Annotated in this window: 30 protein-coding genes; 19 read left to right on the top strand and 11 right to left on the bottom strand. The window is 60.5% G+C overall.

The window, feature by feature from the left end:
* The first annotated feature begins 10 nt into the window (after positions 1-10).
* Positions 11-583, top strand: coding sequence for a YqaA family protein (locus ABN482_RS05910; protein WP_349503120.1), 573 nt, complete (start codon positions 11-13; stop codon positions 581-583).
* A gap of 17 nt (positions 584-600) precedes the next feature.
* Positions 601-978: a hypothetical protein gene (locus ABN482_RS05905; RefSeq protein ID WP_349503119.1), complete on the top strand. Its 378-nt coding sequence runs from the start codon at positions 601-603 to the stop codon at positions 976-978.
* Positions 979-1,039: 61 nt separating this feature from the next.
* On the opposite strand, the gene ABN482_RS05900 is transcribed toward ABN482_RS05905, so the two are convergent.
* Positions 1,040-1,711: a hypothetical protein gene (locus ABN482_RS05900; protein WP_349503118.1), complete on the bottom strand. Its 672-nt coding sequence runs from the start codon at positions 1,709-1,711 to the stop codon at positions 1,040-1,042.
* Between the two features lie 29 nt (positions 1,712-1,740).
* Between ABN482_RS05900 and ABN482_RS05895 the strand changes: the two genes are divergently transcribed.
* On the top strand, positions 1,741-2,100 hold the full coding sequence (locus ABN482_RS05895; protein ID WP_349503117.1) for a hypothetical protein: 360 nt from the start codon (positions 1,741-1,743) through the stop codon (positions 2,098-2,100).
* On the opposite strand, the gene phoR is transcribed toward ABN482_RS05895, so the two are convergent.
* Positions 2,082-3,398: a phosphate regulon sensor histidine kinase PhoR gene (gene phoR / locus ABN482_RS05890; RefSeq protein ID WP_349503116.1), complete on the bottom strand. Its 1,317-nt coding sequence runs from the start codon at positions 3,396-3,398 to the stop codon at positions 2,082-2,084. The genes ABN482_RS05895 and phoR overlap by 19 nt on opposite strands.
* Before the next feature lie 26 nt (positions 3,399-3,424).
* A complete protein-coding gene (gene phoB / locus ABN482_RS05885) occupies positions 3,425-4,123 on the bottom strand; it encodes a phosphate regulon transcriptional regulator PhoB (RefSeq protein WP_109061196.1) in 699 nt (232 codons plus the stop codon).
* A 129-nt stretch (positions 4,124-4,252) separates the two neighbouring features.
* Between phoB and ubiE the strand changes: the two genes are divergently transcribed.
* A complete protein-coding gene (gene ubiE, locus ABN482_RS05880) occupies positions 4,253-5,029 on the top strand; it encodes a bifunctional demethylmenaquinone methyltransferase/2-methoxy-6-polyprenyl-1,4-benzoquinol methylase UbiE (RefSeq protein ID WP_349503115.1) in 777 nt (258 codons plus the stop codon).
* A gap of 34 nt (positions 5,030-5,063) precedes the next feature.
* On the opposite strand, the gene ABN482_RS05875 is transcribed toward ubiE, so the two are convergent.
* Positions 5,064-5,813: a macro domain-containing protein gene (locus ABN482_RS05875; RefSeq protein WP_349503114.1), complete on the bottom strand. Its 750-nt coding sequence runs from the start codon at positions 5,811-5,813 to the stop codon at positions 5,064-5,066.
* 247 nt (positions 5,814-6,060) lie between these two features.
* Here ABN482_RS05875 and ABN482_RS05870 point away from each other — a divergent pair, with 247 nt between their 5' ends.
* The 3 genes from ABN482_RS05870 (at position 6,061) to ubiB (ending at position 9,442) form a co-directional block, all read left to right on the top strand.
* Entirely contained in the window at positions 6,061-7,101 is a 1,041-nt protein-coding gene (locus ABN482_RS05870; RefSeq protein ID WP_349503134.1) for a Tim44 domain-containing protein, read from the top strand.
* A gap of 179 nt (positions 7,102-7,280) precedes the next feature.
* Complete coding sequence (locus tag ABN482_RS05865; RefSeq protein ID WP_349503113.1) at positions 7,281-7,886, top strand: ubiquinone biosynthesis accessory factor UbiJ; 606 nt, start codon at positions 7,281-7,283, stop codon at positions 7,884-7,886.
* Entirely contained in the window at positions 7,883-9,442 is a 1,560-nt protein-coding gene (gene ubiB, locus ABN482_RS05860) for a ubiquinone biosynthesis regulatory protein kinase UbiB (RefSeq protein ID WP_349503112.1), read from the top strand. The genes ABN482_RS05865 and ubiB overlap by 4 nt, the downstream gene beginning before the upstream one ends.
* Positions 9,443-9,463: 21 nt before the next feature.
* On the opposite strand, the gene ABN482_RS05855 is transcribed toward ubiB, so the two are convergent.
* Positions 9,464-10,225 (bottom strand): winged helix-turn-helix transcriptional regulator, encoded by a 762-nt coding sequence (locus ABN482_RS05855; RefSeq protein ID WP_349503111.1) that lies wholly within the window; start codon positions 10,223-10,225, stop codon positions 9,464-9,466.
* A gap of 212 nt (positions 10,226-10,437) precedes the next feature.
* On the opposite strand from ABN482_RS05855, the gene ABN482_RS05850 reads away from it, so the two are divergent.
* The 4 genes from ABN482_RS05850 (at position 10,438) to ABN482_RS05835 (ending at position 15,499) form a co-directional block, all read left to right on the top strand.
* Complete coding sequence (locus ABN482_RS05850; RefSeq protein WP_349503110.1) at positions 10,438-12,588, top strand: TonB-dependent receptor domain-containing protein; 2,151 nt, start codon at positions 10,438-10,440, stop codon at positions 12,586-12,588.
* Between the two features lie 170 nt (positions 12,589-12,758).
* Positions 12,759-13,733 carry an aliphatic sulfonate ABC transporter substrate-binding protein gene (locus ABN482_RS05845; protein ID WP_349503109.1) on the top strand — a complete coding sequence of 325 codons (975 nt, stop codon included), beginning with the start codon at positions 12,759-12,761 and terminating at the stop codon, positions 13,731-13,733.
* Positions 13,734-13,749: 16 nt separating this feature from the next.
* Entirely contained in the window at positions 13,750-14,619 is an 870-nt protein-coding gene (gene ssuC, locus ABN482_RS05840) for an aliphatic sulfonate ABC transporter permease SsuC (protein WP_349503108.1), read from the top strand.
* A 19-nt stretch (positions 14,620-14,638) separates the two neighbouring features.
* Complete coding sequence (locus ABN482_RS05835) at positions 14,639-15,499, top strand: ATP-binding cassette domain-containing protein (RefSeq protein ID WP_349503107.1); 861 nt, start codon at positions 14,639-14,641, stop codon at positions 15,497-15,499.
* Here ABN482_RS05835 and ABN482_RS05830 read toward each other — a convergent pair.
* Positions 15,459-16,199 (bottom strand): SDR family oxidoreductase, encoded by a 741-nt coding sequence (locus ABN482_RS05830; RefSeq protein ID WP_349503106.1) that lies wholly within the window; start codon positions 16,197-16,199, stop codon positions 15,459-15,461. The two genes, ABN482_RS05835 and ABN482_RS05830, sit on opposite strands and share 41 nt — an antisense overlap.
* Before the next feature lie 136 nt (positions 16,200-16,335).
* On the opposite strand from ABN482_RS05830, the gene ABN482_RS05825 reads away from it, so the two are divergent.
* Complete coding sequence (locus tag ABN482_RS05825) at positions 16,336-17,226, top strand: LysR family transcriptional regulator (protein WP_349503105.1); 891 nt, start codon at positions 16,336-16,338, stop codon at positions 17,224-17,226.
* A 29-nt stretch (positions 17,227-17,255) separates the two neighbouring features.
* On the opposite strand, the gene ABN482_RS05820 is transcribed toward ABN482_RS05825, so the two are convergent.
* Positions 17,256-17,969 carry an LrgB family protein gene (locus ABN482_RS05820; protein ID WP_349503104.1) on the bottom strand — a complete coding sequence of 238 codons (714 nt, stop codon included), beginning with the start codon at positions 17,967-17,969 and terminating at the stop codon, positions 17,256-17,258.
* Positions 17,941-18,348, bottom strand: a complete 408-nt coding sequence (locus ABN482_RS05815; RefSeq protein ID WP_143858939.1) for a CidA/LrgA family protein — start codon at positions 18,346-18,348, stop codon at positions 17,941-17,943. The genes ABN482_RS05820 and ABN482_RS05815 overlap by 29 nt, the downstream gene beginning before the upstream one ends.
* A gap of 107 nt (positions 18,349-18,455) precedes the next feature.
* Here ABN482_RS05815 and ABN482_RS05810 point away from each other — a divergent pair, with 107 nt between their 5' ends.
* The 3 genes from ABN482_RS05810 to ABN482_RS05800 all read left to right on the top strand — a co-directional run bounded on the left by ABN482_RS05810 (position 18,456) and on the right by ABN482_RS05800 (position 20,866).
* Positions 18,456-19,340 (top strand): LysR family transcriptional regulator, encoded by an 885-nt coding sequence (locus ABN482_RS05810; RefSeq protein WP_349503103.1) that lies wholly within the window; start codon positions 18,456-18,458, stop codon positions 19,338-19,340.
* A 116-nt stretch (positions 19,341-19,456) separates the two neighbouring features.
* Positions 19,457-20,377: a hypothetical protein gene (locus tag ABN482_RS05805; RefSeq protein WP_349503102.1), complete on the top strand. Its 921-nt coding sequence runs from the start codon at positions 19,457-19,459 to the stop codon at positions 20,375-20,377.
* Positions 20,378-20,392: 15 nt separating this feature from the next.
* A complete protein-coding gene (locus ABN482_RS05800; RefSeq protein ID WP_349503101.1) occupies positions 20,393-20,866 on the top strand; it encodes a hypothetical protein in 474 nt (157 codons plus the stop codon).
* Between the two features lie 73 nt (positions 20,867-20,939).
* On the opposite strand, the gene ABN482_RS05795 is transcribed toward ABN482_RS05800, so the two are convergent.
* Positions 20,940-21,356, bottom strand: coding sequence for a hypothetical protein (locus ABN482_RS05795; RefSeq protein WP_349503100.1), 417 nt, complete (start codon positions 21,354-21,356; stop codon positions 20,940-20,942).
* Positions 21,357-21,460: 104 nt separating this feature from the next.
* Here ABN482_RS05795 and ABN482_RS05790 point away from each other — a divergent pair, with 104 nt between their 5' ends.
* Together ABN482_RS05790 and ABN482_RS05785 are read left to right on the top strand one after the other, a co-directional pair.
* On the top strand, positions 21,461-21,790 hold the full coding sequence (locus tag ABN482_RS05790) for a helix-turn-helix transcriptional regulator (RefSeq protein ID WP_502877244.1): 330 nt from the start codon (positions 21,461-21,463) through the stop codon (positions 21,788-21,790).
* Positions 21,783-23,069 carry a type II toxin-antitoxin system HipA family toxin gene (locus tag ABN482_RS05785; protein ID WP_349503099.1) on the top strand — a complete coding sequence of 429 codons (1,287 nt, stop codon included), beginning with the start codon at positions 21,783-21,785 and terminating at the stop codon, positions 23,067-23,069. Before ABN482_RS05790 ends, ABN482_RS05785 begins: the two co-directional genes overlap by 8 nt.
* A gap of 64 nt (positions 23,070-23,133) precedes the next feature.
* Here ABN482_RS05785 and ABN482_RS05780 read toward each other — a convergent pair whose 3' ends face one another.
* Both ABN482_RS05780 and ABN482_RS05775 read right to left on the bottom strand, forming a co-directional pair.
* Positions 23,134-24,075, bottom strand: coding sequence for a lactate/malate family dehydrogenase (locus ABN482_RS05780; protein WP_349503098.1), 942 nt, complete (start codon positions 24,073-24,075; stop codon positions 23,134-23,136).
* 2 nt (positions 24,076-24,077) lie between these two features.
* A complete protein-coding gene (locus tag ABN482_RS05775) occupies positions 24,078-25,559 on the bottom strand; it encodes an SLC13 family permease (protein ID WP_349503097.1) in 1,482 nt (493 codons plus the stop codon).
* Here ABN482_RS05775 and ABN482_RS05770 point away from each other — a divergent pair, their 5' ends adjacent.
* Positions 25,560-25,811, top strand: coding sequence for a hypothetical protein (locus ABN482_RS05770; protein ID WP_349503096.1), 252 nt, complete (start codon positions 25,560-25,562; stop codon positions 25,809-25,811). It begins immediately after the preceding gene.
* Between the two features lie 25 nt (positions 25,812-25,836).
* On the top strand, positions 25,837-26,027 hold a 191-nt coding region (locus ABN482_RS05765; protein ID WP_349503095.1), incomplete at its 3' end, for a hypothetical protein.

Below are 26,027 nucleotides of genomic sequence, written 5' to 3'. Positions count from 1 at the left end.
GACTGTCGACGTGGAAGCCTATCTCTCGAATCTCATCAATGACGTGCTGGCTTTCCTGTCGTTGCCGGAAATCGGGTTGAGTGCGATCTTTACCGTCAGCCTGGTATCGGCGACCCTGCTGCCGCTGGGGTCGGAGCCCGCCGTGTTCGGTTACCTGAAACTGGCACCGGATATGTTCTGGCCGGCCGTGATGGTCGCCACGGCGGGCAATACGATTGGCGGTGCCATCAGCTATGCGATGGGACTCTGGGCACGCCTGGCCGTGCTGCGCTGGAAACGTCGACGGCAGCAGCAAATGCTGGCCGAACGGGCCGGCGATGCCGGTGATCTCACGGTCGATGTCCGCCCCACGCGGCGCTTGCGTGGCAAGTGGGAACAGCGGGCTCGCCAGTGGCTGCGGCGCATGGGACCGCCGGCATTGCTGCTGTCATGGCTGCCGGGCGTGGGCGACCCGCTGTGCGCGGTGGCCGGCTGGCTGCGGTTGTCGTTCTGGCCCTGCGTGATGTACATGGCCATCGGCAAGTTCGCCCGCTATGTGATCATGACGACCGTTCTGTTGTGGGTCTGGCCCAACGGGGTTTGATCCGGGCGTGTGCAGCGATGAAAAATAGCTTCCGCTTTGATGCGCTTGCAAACAAGACGTTTTTCACGGAACCAGACAAGAACGATGTTTTCTTCGGGATGCTGGCACGGGTCAAAAACAGCGCAAGCGCGACCCCGATTTCGACCCTTCAGGAGTTGACGGTGGCCTTGCACCATGAACGCTATTACGTTGCCCACAATATGGTGATGTACAAGGGCAAGACGGCTGTTTTCATGGGCGAGATGGTGGAGGTTGCCTGCGCGGATCTTGTCGAGTTTTTGCAAGGCTCCATGGAAGGGGGTGACCTGAGGGATTTTCTTGTGGCACCCGCAGACAGCGGCTACCCTGATCATGTGATCACTGTAGGAGAAGACGGAAGCTATCTGTACAGGTGATGGTGCAGCCAGGCCATGACGTGCTTTTCGTGCTTCCGGATGAATGGGTTTTCTGCGGTGCCTAATCCTGGGCGATCAGATACTCGAAGAAAATTTCAGCTTCTTTTTTGTGCCGGGTGACGTTCAGGATTTCCGCTTGTTTTTCCAGAAGCTGGTGCATGCTCGCACTATTTTTTTTCAAAACAACCAGTGCGGGATACTGGGTGTTTGCAATGATGGATGATTCGCTGGCTGCCCCTGGGAACCAGCCCAATGCATATGTGACACTTTGGACAAGTTGTTCCCGCCAATTGCTGATGTCGTCGATATGATCGAATGCACACAGCCAGATTGAGAATCTGTTCCTGAAGCTTGCCAGTGATTCATGTTCTTCCTTGAAAATCCGCCAGTCGGTCAGACCTTGAATAGTGTGGTTGCCGAGCCGGGTCTTGATGGCGCTTTTGATATCCTTTTCGCGCCAGTTAGGCGGGTAAATGTAGCGCTTATCCCGTAGCGTCAGTTCCAGTACGCGGTTTACGGCTGTCATGAGCGTTTTGCTCAATAGGTTCAGACGCAGACTGAAGGAAAAATGCCCTTTCTGCCGTGAGATTGAGATTTCGTATTGAAAAGTATGACCGTGAAGATCGTTTGATTCGAAGTGATAGGGGGCTTTCAGCCTGAAATCATGGTCTTTGAAAAGTTGGTGTATGGATTCTGTGGCTGTTTGTGCGATCAGCTTCGGATCGGTGGACATTGTTTTGGTGATTCTTTTGGGGAGCGGAGATGACGCTGAGTGTTCTGCAGCATGTGGCTGATCTTGAAACTGAAATTCACGCCAAACTGCCCGAAAATTATAGAAGGTTCCTGGTCGAGGACGTCGGAGAAGCGGACGCTTGCGATGTCCGGATAGGTGCAGATGAATTCGCCAGTTTTTATGGCGCGCATGTCCTGGGCGAAAGGAACCAGACCTATGACATCCAGAGTGCGAGCCCCGGCTTTCTGATGATCGGCCAGGATGGCGACCTGGGCTATTTCATCCATACGGAACGCGGAAATGACGTGATCTACAGCCAGGATCTCGGTGCGCTGGGTACCCTGGAAATGGAGGTGGCGGCTGTGGATATCTACGACTTGGCGGGGTGAGGGTTTTGCTCGTCGACGCGTTCTGGCGGAAATACCAGGGCAAAGGTGCTGCCCTGGCCCAGCACACTGGTGATTTCCAGTTCTGCGTCATGGCGCATGGCAATGTGCTTGGTGATGGCCAGCCCCAGGCCGGTGCCGCCGGCCGCGCGTGACCGGCTGCGGTCGACGCGGTAGAAGCGTTCAGTCAGGCGATCGATGTGGTGGGCCGCGATGCCGATGCCTGTGTCGGTGACGGCGTAGCGTGCGCCACCGTCTGGCGTGGCCTCGAAGGTGACGCTGATGGTGCCGCCTTCGGGGGTGTAGCGGACGGCATTGGTGAGCAGGTTCGAGACTGCCGAAGCCAGCTCGGTTTCACTGCCGCGAATCTGCAGGTCAGGATCAATATGCCAGGAAAATACATGCTTGCCGGCCGACAGGCTTTCGACCTGCTGGCGTGGCGTGGCCAGCAGGCTGTCGCAGCGGATCGCCTGGCCTTCCTGGCTGGGAGCCGACTCGAGCGTGGACAGCGTCAGCAGGTCGGCGACCAGCGCCTGCATGACCTGCCCCTGGTCGTACATGAGTGTCATGTAGTGCGCTCGCTGTTCCGGTGTCAGGGCATCGGCTGGCATGTCGCGCAGGGTTTCCAGAAAGCCGATCAGTACTGTCAGGGGGGTGCGCAGCTCGTGCGAGACATTGGCTACGAAGTCGCGGCGGGTGGTCTCGAGCCGCTCGAGTTGGGTGACGTCACGGGTGATCAGCAGGCGCTGGTCGCGTCCGAACGTCGCCAGTTGCATCAGCAGTCGGCGTTCCCGGTCGCGCAGATGGACGCGTACCACCACCGGTTCAGGCCAGCGATCCTGGGCTGCGTATTCGATGAAACCGGGTGAGCGCAGCAGATTGCGCAGGTCTGCGCTTTGATCCATGGGCATGCGCAGACCCAGGTGGCGCTGTGCCGTGCGGTTGCACCAGTCGATATGAAAACCCCGATCCAGGGTGACGACGCCATCGGGCAGGGCCTGTGCCGCTGCCAGCATGCTTTGCATGGTGTCCTGGGCGGTTTCGTTTTCCAGCCGGCGTGCCTTGAGATAGCGGTAGAGCGGGGCGGTCAGGGCATCCCAATCACCCAGCGCCGGTGGTGTGGCCTCGGGTGTGAATGTCCATTTCTGCAATTGCGCCAGTATGCGCGCCTGCCGGATCAGCAGCAGGGCGGGGATCAGCAGCGCCGTGGCAGCGGCGACCCAGGGAGACAGCAGCCAGCCCAGTGCCGTCGCAAGGATGGCGGTGAACAATATCCAGGACAGCGTACGGGCGAGGGTCATGAGCGTGCGGGCGGGACGGACGGGAGTCAGCGGGCGCTGGGGCGGGCGGTGAAACGATACCCGCTGCCGCGCACGGTTTCAATCAGCACATCGTGGCCGCTGGGCTCGAGCGCCCTGCGCAGGCGGCGAATGTGCACGTCAACGGTGCGCTCTTCCACGAATACATGATCACCCCAGACCTGGTCCAGCAACTGTGCCCGCGAGAAGACACGCTCGGGATGCGTCATGAAAAAATGCAGCAGCTTGAATTCGGTCGGCCCGATGCTGAGAGGTTGGTCGTGACCGTTCAGACGGTGCGTTACCGGGTCCAGGCGCAGGCCGCCGACATCGATCACGTCATCGGTGAGTTGGGGCGCGCGCCGGCGCAGCACGGCCTTGATGCGGGCGATCAGCTCCTTGGGTGAGAACGGCTTGGTGATGTAGTCGTCGGCCCCGGCTTCCAGGCCATCGACCTTGTCCTGTTCCGCACCCTTGGCCGTCAGCATGATGACGGGCACGTCGCGTGTCCGCTCGTCGCTGCGCAGGCGACGCGCCAGGGTCAGGCCCGAGGCTCCCGGCAGCATCCAGTCGAGCAGGATCAGGTCGGGCAGTTCGGCATTGATGAGTGTGGCGGCCTGGTCGGCATCATAGGCCCGCAGCACTTTGTGGCCCGCAAAGGACAGATTGACGGCAATCAGTTCCTGGATGGCGGGTTCGTCTTCGACGACAAGAATGGTACTGGACATGGCAAAGGATCCGGAAATTGACCAATGGCATGCATAGTATGGCCGGAATATTGCGAGTATGTGACAGCGCACAAATTAGACCCTGCCAGACCACGCCGGGAAGACGTGGATACGGTACGATATAGCCCTATGAACGAACAATTTTCCCGGCAGGATCGGGCTGCCACAGAAACCCCGACCACCCACTTCGGTTTCCAGACCGTCTCCGAGTCGGAGAAGGCCGGCAAGGTGGCGGGTGTGTTCCACTCCGTGGCTTCCCGCTACGACATCATGAACGACCTGATGTCGGGGGGGCTGCACCGTATCTGGAAAGCCTTCACCATCACGCGCGCCGCCATCCGGCCCGGCATGAAGGTGCTGGATATCGCCGGGGGCACGGGCGACCTGGCCAGTGCCTTCGCCAAGCGGGCGGGGCCGCAGGGCGAGGTCTGGCTGACCGACATCAACTCCTCCATGCTGGGCGTCGGGCGTGACCGTCTGCTCGACAAGGGGCAGGTACTGCCGGTGGCCGTGTGCGATGCCGAGCACCTGCCGTTTCCCGACCAGTATTTCGACCGGGTGAGCGTGGCCTTCGGCCTGCGCAACATGACCCACAAGGATGCGGCACTGGCCGAGATGCGGCGTGTGCTCAAGCCGGGCGGCAAGCTGCTGGTGCTGGAGTTTTCGCGCATCGCCAAGCCGTTGGCACCTGCCTACGACTGGTATTCCTTCAATATTCTGCCGTGGCTGGGCGAGAAGGTGGCCGGTGATGCGGAAAGCTATCGCTATCTGGCCGAGTCCATCCGCATGCATCCCGATCAGGATACCCTGGCCGAGATGCTGCGTACCGCCGGCTTGGAGCGGGTGCAGTATTTCAATCTCACGGCCGGATTGGTGGCCCTGCACGAAGGCGTGCGCCTGGACTGATTGTCTGCCTGTGTGGGTTGCGCTGCGGATACAGTCAATCAAGAACAATCACATAACACGTAATGTGTTTGTGGCAAAGTTCATTCTTGATGATTTCCTTGATCGTGTTCCAGTCGCCGCCCGCCAGACCTGCGCCGATCATGGGCATCTGGACGGACAATATCCTGTTTGCCAGGCAATAATCGGCTACCTTGGCAAGGCACTCGGATAGCGCGGCGTAAGATATATATATTCCTTGATCCTTGGAATTCTTTTTTATACCATCCTGTGCAAAAAGGTTGGCAACATAGACTCTCTGTTTGGGATCCACGCAGAGGAATTGGCTGTGTCCAAGAATAGGTTTTTTCTCGCTTTCATATAACTCCATATATCCTGTTTTACATGATGGATATTTTTTCGAGAGCGATAAAACAAACCCCTTTCCCCACTTGCCCATGTTGTTGACAATATGGGCAATCATGACGGGATGAGTGACGGGCTCCGATGCATCACCTGCCTTGTAGATGATTTCGTGGCTTGGTTCATCTTCTTCTCGGGATAATAGCCAGATGCGCTCAAATTCCTGATGGGTAATCAGAGCTGCATGGGACAGATCCAGATCACTTTTTTTGCCGTCATATAAAAAATATCCTATGGTTTCATTTTTTTCATGTAATGAAGAAGATGCAAAATGTTTTCCATCCAGGATGTTGATTTGCCTTGTGGCGATCTCTCCTATGAATTCCGTATAGACCACGCCAATCCCGGCAGGAAATTCAACTCGATCCTTGAAATAGATTTTCATGCTGCACGTAAGTTCTACGGTGGGTTGCGGTTGTTTTTGTAAGATCCCCGTTGTGCTTGGCAGCCGCTTTGATCGCCAGGCTTGCAGCTCGGGAGTGTGTACGCTTGTAGCACATCTGGTCTTTTCCGTTGTTGAATGGCGATCAGACTTGCAGTTTGCATGATAATTCCGTTAAGCTTGTATTCAGCTTAATGTCAGAATTGTCCTGCAGGAGTGTGCCTTGAAGATTTCCTACCGTTTTTCCCGCATGCTGGCCGTGGCCGTGCTCGCGTTCAGCGGCACCGCCATGCTGTCGGTGTCCTTCGATGCCGAAGCACAGCGCATGGGGCGCGGCGGCAGCGCCGGACGCCAGTCTTCCAACGTCATGCAGCAACGCCAGGCGACCACGCCGCCGGCAGCCAACACCCAGCGCCAGGCTGGCCAGCAGCCTGCTGCTGCCAATAGCGCTGCAGGTGCAGCCAGCCAGCAGGCGGCGCGCAGCGGCGCATCGCGCTGGCTGGGGCCGCTGGCCGGCATTGCCGCTGGCCTGGGGTTGGCAGCGCTGTTCTCCAGTCTGGGGCTGGGGGGGGCGTTGGCCGAGTTCCTGTCCAGTGCCTTGCTGATCGCATTGATCGCCTTTGCCGGCCTGTTTATCTGGCGTCGCCTGCGTGGCGCGTCGGCTCAGCGTCCTGCGGCGCAGGGAGCGGCAGCCGGTGCCGGTGCATCCGGTGGCGCGTTCGGCCAGGGGCAGTTCCAGCAGCAGGGCATGTGGCGTGATGCACAGCCTGCCATGCCGGCAGCGCAGCCGTCCGCACCTGCATCCTTCTCGTCAGCAACGCCCGCACAGGCTGTCACGACGTCTGCCTCTCCAGCCTTCATGAGCACGGCGGCCGAACCTGCCGTCGGTCAGGGGCAGGATGATTGGTATATCCCGGCCGACTTCGACGTGCCGCAGTTCCTGCAGCATGCCAAGTCGCATTTCGTGCAGATCCAGGCACTGTGGGATCGTGGCGATATCGAACAGCTCGGCGATTACATGACCGAGGATCTGCTGGCCGAAATGCGCCACCAGCTTGAACAGCGCGAAGGCGGCAACCATACCGAAGTGGTGCTGCTCAATGCCGAGCTGCTGGGTATCGAGAACGTGCCCGACGGCTACCTGGCCAGTGTGCGCTATTCCGGCATGCTGCGTGATGCACCGGGTGCCGAGGCTTTCCGCTTCGAGGAAGTCTGGAACCTCTACAAGGGTGACGATACGGGCTGGCTGCTGGCAGGTATCCAGCAACTGGACGGCGAACAGTCCAACTGATCGTGCTGTGGCCGGATGCTGCCATGGGTGGCTCCGGAAAAAGTTTGTCGTATCGCAAGGGCGGGCCGTATGGTTCGCCCTTTTACTTGATGGCGAGCGTCCTGGCATCCAGTAGTCCGGTAAACTTGCGGTCTGACCCCCGATTGACTAGACAATCAGACACATAGGCTGGCGCCGTCATGCTTTCCCATCTCATTCCACCTCCTCCTTCCGCCCTGATCGTCAGGACGCTCAATGCCCTGCTGGCTCGCGAGGCCTGGGCGGCGCAGCGGCTGGCTCCGCACCACGGCAAGACGGTGCAGGTCGAGGTCGGCCGTATCGTACTGGCCCTGTCCATCGAGGCGGGCGGAACGCTGGCTCGCGCCGAGACACAGGACAGCGCCGATGTCAGGCTGCAGATCACGCCTGCCAAGATCGATGTCCGCAAGGCCGGCGAGCCGGAGGCGGCCCTCATGGAGGCCATGCGCATCGAGGGCGAAGCTGCGCTGGCGCAGGTCGTAGCCGAACTGGCGCGTCATCTGCGCTGGGATGTCGAGGAAGAACTGGCCCGCCGCTTTGGCGATGCAGCGGGTGCGCAGATCTACCGCACCGCGCGTGGCGCGGCGCAGGGCCTGCGCACCTTGTTCGGTCGCCTGGCCAGTAACGTTGCCGAATATGTCAGCGAGGAGCAGCCCATGGTGGCTGGTCGTGCCGTACAGGCACGCTTTGAACAGGATATCCGGCTGCTGGGTGAAGACCTGCGCCGCACGCAGGCGCGGGTTGCCCGGCTGGAGCGGCAGGCATGAGGATATTCAGCAGCCTGGGGCGCCTGCTCAAGATTGCCCTGGTCGTTTTCCGCTATCAGCTCGATGAGTTGGTTCTCTCCAGTATCCGCAGCCCGCTTGCGACCCGGTTGCTGCGGCTGGTCAGATTGGGGCGCAAGCCCAGGCTGTCGCGTGGCGTGCGTCTGCGCAAGGCACTGGAAGAGCTGGGGCCGGTATTCGTCAAGTTCGGCCAGGTGCTCTCGACCCGGCCGGATATCGTGCCGCATGATATTGCCCACGAGCTGGCTTCGCTGCAGGATCGTGTGCCGCCGTTTCCGTCAGAACAGGCTGCGGCTTTCATCGAGGCTTCTTTCGGGCAGCCGCCGGAGGTACTGTTCGCCCATTTCGAGCGCGAGCCGGTGGCGTCGGCCTCCGTGGCCCAGGTGCACTTTGCCGTGTTGCACGATGGTCGCGAGGTGGCCGTCAAGATATTGCGTCCGCGCATGCTGGACGTGATCGAAAACGACCTGCGGCTGATGGACGTCATGGCCCGGCTGGTCGAGCGGATCCCAGATGGCAAGCGCCTGCGTCCGCGTGAGGTGGTCGATGAGTTCGACAAATACCTGCACGATGAGCTGGATCTCCAGAAAGAGGCTGCCAACTGCAGCCAGTTGCGGCGCAATTTCGAGCCGGGTTCGGCGCGCGGCGAACTGCTCATGGTGCCGGAAGTTGTGTGGGAATTCACTTCGCGTAATGTCTTCACGATGCAGCGCATGCGCGGCATTCAGGTCAGCCAGATCGACCGGCTGCGTGCCGCCGGCGTGGATATCCCCCGCCTGGCACAGACCGGTGTCGAGATTTTCTTTACCCAGGTGTTCAGCGACGGCTTTTTCCATGCTGACATGCACCCAGGCAATATCTATGTGTCGGATGAACCCGCCACGCTGGGGCGCTATATTGCCCTGGACTTCGGCATCGTGGGCTCGCTGTCCGAGTTCGACAAGAACTATCTGGCGCAGAACTTCCTGGCGTTTTTCCGGCGTGACTATCGGCGTGTGGCCCAGTTGCACATCGAGTCGGGCTGGGTGCCTGCCGATACCCGCGAAGAGGAACTGGAGGGGGCTGTACGCGCCGTGTGCGAACCGTACTTCGACCGGCCACTGTCCGAGATTTCACTGGGACAGGTACTGTTGCGGCTGTTCCAGACTTCGCGGCGCTTCAATGTCGAGATCCAGCCGCAACTGGTGCTGCTGCAAAAAACGCTGCTCAATGTCGAAGGCATGGGGCGCGAACTCGACCCCGACCTGGACCTGTGGCGCACGGCCAAGCCGTTCCTGGAAAAGTGGATGCACCAGCGCATGGGTCTGGCGGGCCTGCGCAGCAAGCTCAAGCAGGAGGCTTCGCAATGGGCTCAGTTCCTGCCCGAACTGCCTCGTCTGGCGCATGAGCGCCTCAAGCGGCCTGACTATGGCCCCGAGTTGATGGATGAGTTGCGCCGGCTGCGCCGCGCCCAGGAGCAGGGCAACCGCTGGACAGCCACGCTGGCCGGTGTGCTGGCGCTGGGGCTGGCTGTGCTGCTGTGGGCGCTGATGCGCTGACGGACCCGGGCACGGCCAGCGCTACTCGATTGCGCTGGCCAAGGTGGGCAGCATGCCCAGCATGGCCATGCAATATCCGACCAGGGCATAACCCCGGCCCCTGAAGCTCCGGATCTGCGGCTTGCCCGCATGGCGGCCGCTCGGCAGGCCCAGCTTGCGCCGCAGATTGCTCATGTGCGTATCCAGGCTGCGATCCTTGGGGGCAGCATCGCCTGCCAGCGATCCGGCCCGCAATTGCTCACGACTGACCAGATTGCCGGACTGGCGCATCAGCATGCCCAGCAGGTTCATTTCGGCTGCGGTCAGGTAGGCGGTGCGATCTTCCAGCATGGCCACCGAGGCATCCATGTCCAGTCGCAGGTCACCGCATTCGAGCATGCCGGCGATCTGGCGCCGACCATACAAGCCCGGTTCGAGAATCTGGATGATCTGCAGCCCGAGATAGTGGGCATCGATCGGCGCGGGCACGGCTCGCAACTGCGTGGTGCGCAGGTAGCGCCCATAGTACCGGGCCGCATCGGCTGCGGTATGGGGCGTGCCCAGCAGCATGATCGGACAGCGTGACGAGGCCTGTGACAGTACGTGCAGTACCTGCCCGACCGTATCGGCAGAAAAAGACGTATCGATGAGAGCCAGGCCGGGCTGGATGGTCGTGCTCTTGTGCAGCGCCGAATCGATGCCGGTAGCCAAGTGAAGGGTGGTGATGCCGGCAGCGGCAATGGCGGGCGTGATTTCGCCCAGCAGATCCTTGTGGGCAACGGCGAGAACTTCAATCGATTTCATGATGCTTCAGGCCACCTTGTGGCAGGCCGGTACGGAATTGGGGTATGGAGCGACGTTGCATGGATGCAATCGGCAAAACTTAAGAATCCTTAATAAAACTGTATTTCCCTATTGTTTGTCAATAGCAATACTAACAATTTTCATTTGCTGGATAGGATGCCTCTGGACCCAGCGCCGCAGGACTGATGCGGCGCGCTTATTCTGGAGTGCATATGCATCAACCTACCAGACTGGCGTTGGCATTGTCCGGCGCCTTTGCGATTGGCAGCCTGCCTGCGCAGGCGCAGACACGAACCGCCGTAGACAGTCTTGATACCATCGTGATTTCGGCTGCTGGCTTCGAGCAGGATATCAAGCAGGCCCCGGCCAGCATTTCCGTGATCACGCACGAGGAACTGGCCAGCAAGGATTTCTCCAGCATTGCCGAGGCCATTGGCGATATCGAAGGGGTGGATATCGGCGATTCGGCTGGCAAGACGGGGGGCCTCAACATCAGCATTCGTGGCATGCCTGCCGATTACACGTTGATCATGATTGATGGACGGCGCCAGAATGTGGCGGGCAATGTCACGCCGAACGGCTTTGGCGAAACCTCGACCAGCTTCATCCCGCCGCTTTCCGCCATCGAGCGGATCGAAGTGATCCGCGGGCCGATGTCCACACTGTATGGCTCGGACGCCATGGGCGGTGTGGTCAACATCATCACCAAGAAAGTGTCGCCCGAGTGGGGCGGCTCCCTGACACTGGGCAGTACCCTGCAGACCGACAACCGCTTTGGTCACAACCAGGATGCCAATGTCTACGTCAGCGGCCCCATCAAGCAGGATGTATTGGGCGTGGCGCTGCGCGGCAGCATTTTCCACCGTGGGGCTTCGGATATCAGTTATCCGGTGGCGACGGGTGCCGATGCCGTTCCGGTCATGGGAGCCAATCCGGTCAAATATACCAATACCAGCGTGGGTGCCAAGTTTTCGCTGACGCCCAATGCGGATCACGACATCGTGCTGGATATCGACTCACAACGCCAGAAATACGACAACAGCGACAGCGCACGCTATGTCGGTACCGTCGACAATCCCGCGCTGGGCACGTATGGCGGTTATACCGATACGCAGCGCTTCAATCGGCACCAGTACAGCCTGTCCCATACCGGCCGACTCGGCTTTGGCACGATCGAGTCGGTCCTGAGCCGCAACGAAACGGAAACGCTGGGACGGACCATTCCCAGGGGCGTACCGGGCAAGGCACCCGGTTCCGACCGCACGCTGGAGATCAAGACCACCATTCTCGACAGCAAGCTGATCCTGCCGATCGATACCTCGTGGGGCGAGCATCTGCTGACCGTGGGCGGACAGTGGCAGGACGGCAAGATGACCGATGCCGTGGCGACCAACGACTTCAAGTACGAGCAGTGGGCGCTGTTCGTGGAAAACGAATATCGGCCGATCCATGACCTGGCCCTGACTGCCGGGGTGCGCTACGACCATCACGATGCCTTCGGCGGCCATACCAGCCCGCGTGGCTATATCGTCTGGACCAGCACGCCGAACTGGACGTTCAAGGGCGGGGTCAGCGCTGGCTACAAGACGCCGCGCCTCGATCAATTGGCCGACGGCATCATCGGCTTTGGCGGCCAGGGGCGCTTTCCGCTGATCGGTACGCCCACGCTCAAGCCCGAGAAGAGCCTCAGCACCGAGGTGGGCGTGCTCTATGACAGCCTGGATGGGTTCACCTCCACGCTGACGCTGTTCAACAATGATTTCAAGGACAAGATCGCTTCCGGTCCCGGGGTGCCCAACTGCTCCTTTGCCGGTGATCCCAATCGTCCCGGTTGCGTGGACTTCGGCTATTTTCCGGCGCAGGATACTTACGGACAGAGCATCAACGTGGACAAGGCCGTGACCCGCGGTGTCGAGTTCAGCACACGCTGGCAAATGAACGATGCCTGGGCCGTGTCAGGCAACTATACCTATACCAGCAGCAAGCAGAAAAGCGGTGCGAACGAGGGCGCGCCATTGACCAATACGCCACGCCACATGTTCAACGCCAAGCTGGACTGGGTGCCGAACGATACCTGGAGCGCCTGGATGCGTACCGAGGTCCGCAGTTCGCGCTATCGCTCCGACGATGCCATTCGCGATCAACTGGGCAATTACAAGAGCTATGCCCTGTTCCATGTCGGTGGAGCCTATCGTGTCAACAAGGACGTGACGCTCAATGCCGGCATCTACAACCTGTTCGACAAGGATTTCATCGACTACCAGCCTTATCGCACGGCCTCTGGCGGCACCGGCTACAGCAACCGTTATATCAACAACCAGGAAGGCCGCCGTTTCTGGTTGTCGGCAACGATCCAGTTCTGATCGCCGGCATGCTCGCATCCGTGCCGGCGTCTATATGACGCCGCGTGCGGGCCTCATGATCTGGACTCCTTAGCGCCAGAATCCATAAGCAATGCAGAAATGGGTATTGGCATGTGTGCGGGGCCGGTTGCTAGGATGGTTCTCTTCATCCATGACGAAAGAGCCTGAGCATGTCCCGCACATTTCATCCCGGTCGCAGGAAATCCATACAACTGATCGGCGCGCTGGCCGCCTGGGGCGGTACGGCGGCCACCGCCTCCCTGGCCTGGGCGCAGCAGACTCAGGCCAGGGAATTTCGCGTCGGCTGGCAGAAAGGTTCCAACCTGGCCATTCTCAAGGCACGCGGCAATCTGGACGAGCGGCTCGCCAGGGAAGGTGTGACCGTGCGCTGGATCGAGTTCACTGCCGGGCCTCAGATGCTGGAAGGGCTGAATGTCGGCAGTATCGATTTTGCCTGCGTGGGCGAGACGCCGCCTGTATTTGCACAGGCAGCCGGTGCCGACCTGGTGTATGTGGCCAACGAGCCGCCCGCACCCAGGGCCGAAAAAGTACTGGTTCAGAAAGATTCTCCCATCCGTGCTTTCTCCGAACTCAAGGGCAAGCGCATTGCACTCAACCGGGGCTCGAACGTGCATTATCTGCTGCTGCGCCTGCTGGAGCGTGAAGGCCTGCAGTACAGCGATGTGAACGTGATCTACCTGCCGCCTGCCGATGCGCGGGCGGCCTTCGAGAATGGTTCGATCGATGCCTGGATCATCTGGGATCCGTTTGCCCAGGCCGCCATCGGACAGGTCGATGCCCATGTGCTGGAAAGTGGCGAGGGGCTGGTGCACAACTACAACTTCTATCTGTCGACCGGCAAATATGCCAAGGCGCACCCCGAAGTGCTCACGTGGGCCATCGAGGAGGTCAAGGTGTCCGATGACTGGACGCTGGCACATTTCGATGAGGCGGCCGAGATCCTGGCACCACAGATCGGTCTCAGCAAGGACATCACGCGCACGGCCCTGCAGAACTATGGCTACGGCGTGCAGTACCTGGATGATGCCGTGATCCGGAACCAGCAGGCCATTGCCGATGCCTTTTCCGGGCAGAAGCTGATCCCCCGCCCGCTGGATGTTGCCAGCGTGGTCTGGCGGCCCTGAGTGTCAGGAAGCCGTCATGTCCAATGAGCAAAGCCTGACTGCCGTGCCGGGGCACGGTGATCCAGTTATCGCCGGTGTCGGTCGCGGCCCTGCCGCGTGGCAGCGTGCTGCGGCAGTCCTGCGACGGGCGGCGGGGACGCTGCTGCCCTGGCTGGTGCCCATCATCCTGTTGCTGCTGTGGCAGGTCGCGGCCTCGGCGGGCTGGCTGTCCACCCGTGTGGCACCCTCCCCGGCGGCCGTGCTGGAAGCCGGCTGGACGCTGGTGCAGACCGGTGAATTGTTCCGGCACCTGTGGGCCAGTTTCGTCCGTGCGCTGACCGGGTTCCTGATCGGCGGCATTATCGGACTGGCTTTCGGCCTGCTCAACGGCGGCTTTGGTATTTTTGAACGGCTTTTCGATACCTCGATCCAGATGATCCGCAATGTGCCGCACCTGGCGATGATTCCCCTGGTGATCCTCTGGTTCGGCATCGACGAGGGCGGCAAGCTGTTCCTGGTGGCGCTGGGCACGTTGTTTCCGATCTACCTGAATACTTTTCACGGCATTCGCTCGGTGGATGCGGGCCTGGTCGAGATGGGGCGTTCCTATGGACTGTCGAACTGGCAACTGTTCCGGCAGGTGATCCTGCCCGGGGCCATGCCGAGTATCCTGGTGGGAGTGCGCTATGCGCTGGGTTTCATGTGGCTGACGCTCATCGTGGCAGAGACCATTTCGGCGACCAGCGGCATTGGCTACATGGCCATGACGGCACGCGAGTTCATGCAGACCGACATCGTGGTGCTGGCGATTCTGCTCTATGCCGTGCTGGGCAAGCTGGCCGACACCGCCGCCCGCTGGCTGGAGCGCCGCCTGCTGCGCTGGAATACCGGATTCCTGCCTGCCTGACCTGATAGGGATGAACATCATGGCACGATCCAATAATTATGAGGCCCAGCGGCAGACCGCCGCCGTGCCGTTGCATGACGATACGGCATCGATTTCTGACGGCCTGGCAGTGAGCGTACGAGGCGTGTCGCGCCGTTTTGGCGAGCGCCCGGTGCTGCATGGCATCGACTTGGACATTGCGCCGGGGCAGTTCGTGGCGATCGTAGGGCGTAGCGGTTGCGGCAAGAGTACGCTGCTGCGGCTCCTGTCCGGCCTGGATCAGGCCAGCGGCGGTCGGATTGCGCTGGATGATCATGCTCCGGCACTGGCGGCACCTGATGTGCGCATCATGTACCAGGATGCGCGTCTGCTGCCCTGGCAGAAGGTTATCGACAACGTGGCGCTTGGCTTGCCCGGCTCACGGACGCAGCGGCGCGCGCAGGCGCGCGAGGCACTGGCGCAGGTGGGGCTGGCGGATCGGGCCGACGAATGGCCGCGCGTGCTGTCAGGAGGGCAGCGCCAGCGCGTGGCCCTGGCACGGGCGTTGGCGCATCGGCCACGCCTGCTGCTGCTGGATGAGCCCCTGGGTGCGCTGGATGCGCTGACGCGCATCGAGATGCAGCAACTGATCGAAAACCTGTGGCGAGAACATCGCTTCACGGCGGTGCTGGTCACCCACGATGTCGCCGAGGCGGTGGCGCTGGCCGACCGGATCGTGCTGATCGAGCAGGGTGCGATTGCGCTTGACCTGGCCGTCGGCCTGGCGCGTCCGCGTGGTCGCGGTGATCCGGCCTGTGCCGGCCTGGAAGGGCAGGTGCTGGAGCATCTGCTGGCACCGGAGGCGTTGCGGTCGCCGCCGATCAGGCCAGGCCTCCATTTGCACGCAATACCTGGCCATTGACCCAGGCACTCTCCGGGCCGGCCAGAAACGCGACGATGTGGGCAATGTCTTCGGGCTGGCCCAGGCGTTCCAGTGGAGGCATCTTTGCAAAGGCCTGGATCTGTTCATCGGTCTTGCCCTGCATGAACAGTTCGGTGGCGACCGGGCCCGGTGCCACGGCATTGACGGTGATGTCGCGGCCACGCAGTTCCTTGGCGAACACGCGGGTAAAGGCTTCGACAGCGGCCTTGGTGCCGTTGTAAATCCCGTAGCCCGGCAGGTTCAGCGCCAGGGCCGTGGTGGACAGATTGATGATGCGGCCACCTGTCTCGAGACGATGGGCGGCTTCGCGCAGGGTATTGAAGACACCCTGCACATTGATGGCAAAGTGGCGGGCAAACAGCGCGTCGCTGGTATCGGCGAGGGCCGATGTCTGAAGTATGCCGGCATTGTTGACCAGGATGGCAATCCTGCCCAGGCGTTTTTCGACTTCGTCAAACAGTCGGGTCACCTCATCCGCGCGGGATACATCAGCCTGGACGGAGATGGCTGTGCCGCCTGCCTGTTCGATTTCAGCCACCAGCGCCTGTGCGTCGGTTGAGCGGGTAGCATAGTTGATGGCAACGGCAAAGCCGTCGCGTGACAGACGGCGGGCAAGCTCGGCACCGATGCCGCGTGAGGCTCCGGTGATCAGGGCAATGCGTGAAAGAGGGTGTGTCATGGTCAGGCTCTCTGTAGTCGCGAGACAGGATGATGTGAAAACAGCATCGCCTATTCTGGATGTTTTTCCTGTGTAGATAATCTGGCATTTTTTGGCAATACAATTCCATCTGGATTAATAATAGTGGAACAGCCGGATGGATCGCTTCCAGGAAATGCAGGTCTTCGTGCGTGTTGCCGAGCGCTGCAGCTTTTCCCAGGCTGCGGATGACCTGCGCATCCCCAGGGCCACGGTCTCCAACCTGATCCGTCGCCTGGAGGCCCGCATCGGTGCGCGTCTGCTGGAGCGCACGACGCGGCAAGTCAGACTGACCCATGAAGGGGAGGCCTATTATCGACGCTGTGTCAGGCTGCTCGAAGACCTCGAAGAAACAGAAAATACGTTCCGGCAAGCTGCCCCCAGGGGGCTGTTGCGCGTCAATCTGCAGGGGACGCTGGCCCGGCATTTCGTGATGCCGGTGCTGGGTGAGTTTCTGGATCGGTATCCGGATGTGGTCCTGCATGTGGATGAGGATGACCGACTGGTCGATCTGGTGCGCGAGGGCGTGGATTGCGTCCTGCGGGCAGGTGTGTTGCAGGACTCCAGCCTGATTGTCAGGCAGGTCGCGCGTCTGGAACAGGTGACGGTTGCCAGTCCCGGCTACCTGGCTCGCCATGGCGTACCTGTCAGTCTGGAGGATCTCGACCAGCACTTTGCCGTGGATTATGTGTCCAGCGCCACGGGCCGGCCGATGTTCCTCGATTTCTGCACCGATGATGGCGTGGCGAGCAAGCCGTTGCGTGCGCGGGTGTCAGTGACGGGGGCCGATCTGTATACAGGCGCGGCGCTGGCCGGGCTGGGGCTGGTCCAGGTACCGCGCTACCGTATTGCGCAGGATCTGGATCAGGGGCGGCTGGTGCAGGTGCTGGCGTCCTGCCCGCCGCCCGACATGCCGGTATCGGTGCTGTATCCGCAGAACCGGCAATTGTCGGCGCGGGTACAGGTTTTTTCCCAGTGGCTGGCACGCTGCCTTGGCGATGTTGTCTGAGTGCTGTCTTTCGCTGCTGCCGTTTACCGTCAGCGCAACAGATGCGCTACCAGTGGTGCCGCCAGCACATTCAGCACACCCACCAGCACCATGACCAGACCTGCAACCGCACCTTCGGTCGAGCCGATCTGGTGCGCACGGGCCGTGCCTGCGCCATGCGCGCCAACACCGAACAGCGCACCGCGTGCCAGCGAAGAAATGATGGGGACGCGTGCCAGGATCAGGTCCCCCAGCACTGCGCCGGCGATGCCGGTCATGACCACGAACACGGCTGTCAGGTCAGGAATGCCGCCGATGTCGCCGGATACCTCCATGGCAAAGGGCGTGCTGATCGAGCGCGGCAGCAGGCTCAGTTGCAGGGTGTCGTCGAGTCCGACCCAGGCCGCCAGCGCCCAACTGGAAGCGATGGAGGCGATGCTGCCGGCCACCATCCCGACCAGCAGGATGGGCCAGTGGCGTCGGATCAGCGCGCGTTGCTCGTAGATCGGAATGGCAAAGGCGACGGTGGCGGGGCCCAACAGCAGGACCAGCCATTTCGTGCCCTGGATGTACTCGCGATAGTCGGCGTGCACCAGCAGGACCACCGAGGCGATCAGGATCGGTGTAATCGCCAGCGGCATCAGCCACCAGCGCGGCCAGCGCCGGTAGATGTGCTTGGCGATCCAGTAGAAACCGATGGTGACGACCGACCAGAGCAGCGCGTGCAGGGCGGGTTCAAGCGGGATCGTGCTCGGCGCGGACATGGCGCAGGCTCCAGCGGTAGCAGGCATCGACAGCCAGGGCAGTGACGGTCATGACGATGATGGTGCTGCAGAGGATCACGAACAGGATCTTGAGGCCGATGAGACCGAACAGCTCGCGGTGGTCGAGTACCGCCAGCACGGCTGGGACGAAAAACAGCAGCATGTCGGCCAGCAGCCATTCGGCACCACGCCGCATGCTGATGACGCTCAGGCGGCGCGTGACCAGCAGCAGGAGCAGCAGTGCCAGCCCGATGATGCCGCCGGGCAGGGGCAGTCCGGCCAGTCGCACCAGGCCTTCTCCTGCCAGCCAGAACAGCAGCACGATGCCGAGCTGTAGCGGGGCGCTGCGATGGATGAGGCGGAACGAATGGCGAAGCATGGTGTGTGGCGACAGGCTGGAAGCAGGCGATCATGATAGGTCGCTTTGAAGTATGATCAAAGTGAATTGATTGACTAGTTAATATTCTTTATTGGACTGAATAGGCCATGGAATTGAGAACCCTGCGCGCGTTTGTCGAAGTGGTCCGGCAGGGCAGCTTTTCGCAGGCGGCCCAGGTCGTGTTTGCCACCCAGTCCACGGTCAGCAAGGCAGTGCGCCAACTGGAAGACGAGATCGGCCTGCCGCTGCTGGAGCGTACCAGCCGACGCCAGTCACTGACGGCGGCTGGCGAGGTGGTGTACCGGCGCGGCGTCAGGTTGCTGGCCGATCGCGACGACCTGCAGGCTGAACTGGACGAAGTGCGGCAGCTGCGACGCGGCGTGCTGCGGCTGGGCCTGCCGCCGGTAGGCAGCAGTACCCTGTTCGCGCCGCTCTTTGGCGTGTACCGGCAACGCTATCCGGGCATCGATGTACGCTTGGTCGAGCATGGCAGTGATGAACTGGAGACCAGCCTGCGTGCCGGAGAAATCGATTTTGCAGGTCTGTTGCAGGCTGCCGGCTCGGAATTCGAGTGGACGCCGGTACGTCGTGAGCCGCTGGTGGCCCTGCTGGCCCCGGCGCATCCGCTGGCCGGCCGGCGCAGCGTACGGCTGGCCGATCTGCAAGGTACCCCTTTCATCCTGTTCGAAAGTGGTTTTACCTTGCACCGCATGATCCTGGATGGCTGCCGGCAGGCTGGTTTCGAGCCGGACGTGGTGGCGCGCAGCAGCCAGATCGATTTCATGCTCGAGTTGGTGGGGGCAGGCCTGGGCGTGGCATTCCTGCCGCGAGGCATGGCGCTGCGTCGTCGCAGCACGGCCATTCGCCAGCCGCTGCTGGCCGATCCCGGCACCGAGTGGTGCATGGGGATGGCCTGGCGGCGTGGCGGCTACCTGTCGGGGGCGGCACAGGCCTGGCTGGAGCTGGTGCGCGAGACATACGGGAACACATGATGGTGGCGGATGCTTTTTTTTACAAGGTCAGACATTTCACCAACCCGAGGTGCCGGCAAGCGTCCTTTCCTCCCTATGTCTACCGGGAAGATGAAAAGGACCTTTTCCAGATCTCGGTGGGGAAGGATCGAGGTGGTTTCCAGTCCCTGGCGAGATGGTTCGAGCTGTTCCCGCAAGGTATGGCGGATCGGACGATCCGCAGGCTTGGCTTGAGCGAGTCGGACAGCTATGCGGCCAGATTGATGCTGTCCCGTTTTGGCCATCTGTTCCAGATCGATAACCGGCAACGGCTGGACAAGGATATCCATATCTTTTTCTACGTGTTTCAACTGTTGTTCCTGAAAAACGGGGGGATCGATCGCAGCGAGCTTCATATCAATCATTTTTTCAGGATGCTGTGCTTTGAACTGGGCATGGATGACGAGGCATATGAAAAATTCCAGGTGTCCGGCAACCGGCTGATGTTCCTGACCGAAGGGCGGGGCTGCATCGACTTTCGTGACTTCGTCCAGGATTTCCATGAGGCGGCACAGACAGGGCGCGAGCGTCGGGCCCGGCATGAGGCATGTCTGTTCCAGTTGGCCGTGATGGATTTCCTGTTCGAGGATGGCGATGCATTCGATGGCTTCGATGTGGATGACACCTATCGCCACCTCATGTCGCCTGCCGTTTTCGTGCGGGCATACCGACAATCGCGAAGCTCGGTGTTCGATGCACTGGCGGGTTGTTTCGACGGCCATCAGTCGGGGGCCAACCTGCTGGTTTCAAACATGATTCTGATGAATTATGCCCACTATGTTTTGAGCCGTAATGGCAGAAGCATTCTGGCGCTTGAACGGCATCTGGCAGATGATGCGCTTTTCTCGTCCATCCTGTCCGCACTGGCCTACAGGGGCGTCGGGGTGGACGAGGGCTTCTTCGATCGTATGGGGCTTGCAGATAGATTGATCGTGCCGGATCGCGAGAGGATCATGCTGTACAACCTGATTTATTCGATGGGCCCCTCGGGGGCAGTGCCGGAGCGCAGCGACAAGTGAGTGGGGCTTTTTTAGATGATTGATACCAGCGCAGAAATACTGAGTGGGCAGTCCATGGGGAATCTGTGCATGGGCAGGAATGTCGCTGACTATCCTGTTTTCAGAGACCCGCAATGGGTGCGCTCCCGCTCCGTCTCCGATCCGCAAATGACGGGCAGAGTGCTCCACTATTATTCCCTGGGAGACAGTTTGTATGTCACGACAGAGGAAGATGGCGTCATCTGTGCGATAGGATGCAACGAGCGCTACAGGGGGCGCTATCGGGGTGTTTTGTACCCCGGTATCAGCATGGGTGAGCTGGTGAGTCTGACAAGCAGTCAGCGCATCCTGAATTGCACGCTGATCGTGAACGAGGATTATGGCCTGTCTTTTACCTTGCCCTATCCGTATGATGAAATCGCGGATGAGCTGAAAGACATTCCCCTGGATACGCGACTGAATGAAATCTATGTCGAGGACTATTCTTTCTGGGCACCCAAAAAGAAGTGAGCTGGCGGGCCGTTGCACGCACTCTGCATGGCCTCGTCAGGGCCGCTGGCCGATACCTGGGGGCAGATGGCAGCTACATGTCGTTGAGGATGTCATCCAGCCAATCGCTGTTGGGCCGATCACAACTGACATGGCCCGCGAAGTGAAGCATGCCGTTGCTCACGACCTTGCCTGAGTAGTCGAAATCCGGCAGGGCAAACAGGTAGCTGATCCTGTCGATGCCTTCGTCCTCCAGCAAGCGGGCGACGCGGGTGGTCAGAAAATCAAAACCGGCTTCCAGATGGCTGTTTTGATCCCGATGCAGGGCACCTGGCTCGCCAGAGGGGTCGCCATACCAGATGGCGATGGCATGGTCGTAATCGACGAACCTGTTTCCCAGGTGAAAATCCCTTTCGAACCGGCAGGTACCGTCGCGCATGATGAAATGATTGGCGATGTCCTGGTGGCGGGTCGCGGTTGCATACCAGACGGCGTATTTTTCCTGGCTCATGGGGTATTGTAGCGTGGCCCTGATCAGGTAATTCGTTTGCTCATACTGCTTATTAATTCTATAATTTTGTGAATTAAGCGCCATAAATCAGCATAGGGTCCTTTATGTTGGATTTAAATTTCAGCAAACCTGGCGAAATCGTGAAGCGATTGTGCGAGCGCCTGCGCATGGAACGGCTTGCGCTGGAGATGACCCAGGCAGACCTGGCCGGGCGTGCCGGCATCGGTGCCAATACGGTGTCCAACCTGGAGGCGGGGCGCAATGTCGGGTTCGAAAACATCGTTCGTGTGGCGATGGTTCTGGGGCGAACCAAGGAACTCGAAGGTCTGTTCCTGCCAAAGTTGGACAGCATCGAAGACATTCGTCGCTACGACAGTATTGCCAATCGCCACCGTACTGCACGAAAGTCAACGCGGAAATCCGGCAATGCCTGAACAGGTTAATGTTTACTACGAGGGCTGGGGCGAGCGCTGGCATTGGGGCACGCTGGTCTCTACCACCGCCCTGAGCGGTCGCCCACAGATCGTGTTCGAGTACAGCCATGATGCCAGGCAAAGCGGCCTGGAGCTCTCCTCTTACCTGCTGCCACTCGCGGGTCCCCAACTGCGTCAGGGTTTCCCAGGCCATCAGTTGAACTTGCCAGGGCCTGTCTACGATTCGTTGCCGGACGGATGGGGCATGTTGCTGATGGATCGCATGTTCAGGCGCAGGGGGCTTACGACCGCGCGCATCGGGCCATTGGAGCGGCTGGCCTATATTGGCAACAATGCGATGGGGGCCATGACATTCGAGCCTGTCGCATCCGAAGGGCAGGCACCTGAGGTGCATATTTCGCTGGCTCAACTGGCCGCCGATGTACAGCAAGTGTTTCATGGCGAAGGCGGCCAGTTCCTGCAAACGCTGTTGCAGGTTGGTGGTTCCCCTCAAGGTGCCAGACCCAAGGCGCTTGTTTATCGGGATCCTCAAAGTGGTGCCTTCACCACCGCTGTCACACCGGGCTTTGAGGCCTGGCTGGTCAAGTTTCCGGCCCAGGGCGAACATGCTGAAGTATGTGCCATTGAAGGGGCCTATGCGCAGTGCCTGCGCATGTGTGACATCGAGACGCCGGATACGGAGTACTTCAGTCTGCCCAATGGCCTGGCGGCATTTGCCAGCAAACGCTTTGACCGACAGGACGGCTTGCGCGTACCCATGCAAAGTCTGGCTGCTTTTACGGGGGCCGATTATCGGTCTCCGGGCGTCCTGGATTATGTGAGCTTTCTGCGGGCGACGCAGATGTGTACCAATGATATGCGAGAGATGGCAGTCGCCTTTGAGCGAGCCGTTTTCAATGTCGTTTTCAACAATCGAGACGATCACCCCAAGAACTTTGCCTATCTCATGTCCCAGGAGGGGCGGTGGAGACTCGCGCCTGCCTACGATGTGACCTTTTGCGAAGGGCCAGGTGGGTACCATCAGATGGACGTGGTGGGGCAGGCACTGGCGATTTCACGCCCGCATATGCTTCGGCTGGCCGAAGAGGCCGAGGTGTCCCTGGATGTGGCAAACCAGGTCATTGACGATATATGTGATGTTGCCCTTCGGTTTGCTGCCATTGCCGATGATATGTATCCACAGCTGATTACGCGCGATACCCTGCGCATGATCCAAGGCCGCATCGACCAGAACGTGGCTCAACTGCGTCAAGACCATCCAGGTCACAGTCGCAGATGAGCATGATGAGATAAAACGCTGATGTTCTCGGCCAGGTTGTATTCGCCTGGCCGAGAACATTGGCTCAGGATGCCAGGCTGGCGGCAATGGCCTGCTGCATGATGCGGGCGCTGCTCTGCAGGGCTGCACGCTCGTCCGCATCAAGTTCGGGCAGGATGGGGCGCGAGGCACCATTTCGACCGAGGACGTGTGGCAGGGAAATGCAGGTCCGTTCCACGTCCAGCACATTGTCGAGATAGGTCGACACACTGAATACGACCTGCTCGTCGGCCATGATTGCTCGCGCCAGTCGGGCGATGCAGCCCCCGATGCCGAAGTTCGACACGCCCTTGCCTTCCTTGATGCGATAGGCAGCGGTGCGAACCTCGCGGGTGATCGTGTCGCGTATTTCGGCATCGACCGGGCGACCGATCGACCGCGCGAAATGCAGCAGCGGAATGTCGGCGACGTGTACGGCACTCCAGTGCAGCACTTCGGAGTCGCCATGTTCGCCCAGCACATAGGCACTGACAGATGGTGCGGCCACGTTGAGGTAGCGCGCCAGCCTTTCGCGAAAGCGTGCGCTGTCGAGTGCGCAGCCGGTGCCGATGACGCGCCCGACGGGCAGGCCGAATCGCTCGACCAGCACTGCGGGCATGACATCCACAGGGTTGGTCGCCAGCAGGAGCAGCGTGTCCGGTGCGTAGCGCAGTATTTGTTCAGTGATCGATGTGACGATGTGTGTGTTGGACCGTGCCAGGTCCAGGCGTGTCTGGCCCGGCTTGAGGCTGACGCCCGCCGTGATGACGACGAGATCTGCCCCGGCAAGATCCTCGAAAGTGCCGGCCCGGATATGCCAGCCGATGCCGAAGGCTGCAGCATGGGCGATATCCTGGGCCTCTGCCTGGGCACGCTCCTGGTCGATGTCGACCAGGATTACATCGCCGCCGCCCGGCAGCAGTGTCAACAGGTAGGCTGCGGCCGAGCCGACCAGCCCGGAACCGATAATGCCGATGGAGTGGTTCATGATCAAAGTATCCCGATGAGTGGCCAGTAGGTAAGAGACAGAAGCGTAACGAGCAGCAGGCCGATGACGGTAGTGGCCAGGCCGATTCGTGCGAATTGTGCCGTGCTGAAGGCACCCGTGGCGATGCAGAGCATGTTCTGCGGCGCATTGGGCGGCAGGATGAACCCGAAGGAGACTACCATGCTCTGGATGAAGACAATCCCGAACAGGATGGGCGTTTCATAGGGCAGGGTTTGCGCAAAGGCGATGACGATCGGGATCAGGGTGCTGGCCAGGCCGGTGGCCGAGGCAAAGCCCAGGTGCAGTACGGCGCTGAAGATCGACAGCAGCAGGATGATGCTCCAGATCGGCTTGTCGGCCAGCCCCAGTTGGCCGAGGCTGACGCTGGCCAGCCAGTCGGCAGCACCGCTGCGCGAGAGCAGCAGGCCCAGTGAAATACCGGCAGCGAACAGTACAACCGTGCCCCAGGGGACGAGTTTTTCGGCCTGGGCCCAGTTCATGACGCCGATCTTGGGCATCAGCAACAGCGCGATACCGAACTGCGTGGCGGTCGCCGTATCCAGCGGATGCAGCCAGCCTTCGGTTGACCACAGGATGAGCAGGCCGACGGCGGTCATGATGAGGCGGGTCTCTGCGGCCGACAGCGGTCCCAGTTCGGCCAACTGCTCGCGGATGCGGATGCGGGCGGCTTCGGGGTCGGGGACTTCGGGGCGCAGGATGACCAGCGTCAGCACGAACAGCACCGCGCTCATGATCAGCGTGAATGGCAGCGCAAAGATGAACCATTCGCCCCATGACAGCGAATGGCCGAACGCCTGCTGCATGAAATCCAGGCTGATCAGGTTTTGCGCCGCCGCTGTCTTGATCCCCATGTTGAAGACCGAGCAGATCTGCGCCGTGACGATCAGCAGCGCAGCGCCCAGCCGGCTGTTGATCGGCATGCCGAGCGCGGTGACGATGCCGATCATGATTGGAATGACGGCACCGACGCGGGCGGTCGCCGACGGGATGAACAGGGCCAGCACGAACCCGACCAGGATGGCACCCAGCAGCAGACGGGCAGGCGAGACGCCGACTGCATTCATGATGACCAGGGCGATGCGCCGATCCAGGCCGGTGTGCTTGAGCGCCACGGCCAGGAACAGCGCCATCGCCACCAGGATGACGGCTGATGACGAGAAGCCGGACAGCATCAGGTTGAGCGCCTTGGCTGAGGACAGGGGGGCTTCAGCACCAGGCATGGTGGTGCCGATCAGCCCGAACACCGCCGTGCCCGTGAGAATGACGGCGCTGGCGGCAGGTGAGACACACTCGCTGACCCAGATGACGACGACCAGGGCCAGTACGGCCAGTGCCGTCTGGCCGGAGCCCGAGAGGCCCGCAGGCGTGGGGAGCATCATGATGATGCCGAAGATAAGGAAAGAAAAGAGCAGCATCGCGAACTTCTTGTTGGATGCCGGCTCGGCTGGGGATAAGAATTGCATGTGAATCTCCTTTTGGATCCCACCCTGTATCCAGCAAATAGCGTGCCAGAAAAATTATTGGGATCGAAAAAAACAAAAGGAAATTCAATGGGTTATGGATTTGATCTGGATCAAATCGAAGGGGGCGGGCGGGTTCTTGCCTATGCCGTTTTTTTCATCGGCAAGAAGTTGCCGCCTGACGGACGAGGGCGGCTGACAAAGGACGCTGTGGCGGATGATATGCTGCATGGCCGTTACGAGGCGACATGCTGATTGGCCGATATGGCGTCTGACGCGCATGAGCAGAAAGGTTTGTGTGAGCAGCTCGAAAATCACTGATCTGCGTGATCAACCGATCAGAAGTGAAGTGCGTATTTTTGGAAATTTTGTATGGGGTTCTACCCCGATTAAACGGACGCCTCTAAAAGATCGGAAAACTGCTGGTCAATCTTGGCAATTCTGCGCCGCATACGCGGATTATGGAAGCAT

The organism is Corticimicrobacter sp. (assembly GCF_040137905.1).
In the GTDB taxonomy this organism is placed as follows: domain Bacteria; phylum Pseudomonadota; class Gammaproteobacteria; order Burkholderiales; family Burkholderiaceae_B; genus Corticimicrobacter.
This window is presented reverse-complemented; position numbering and strand designations above follow the sequence as displayed.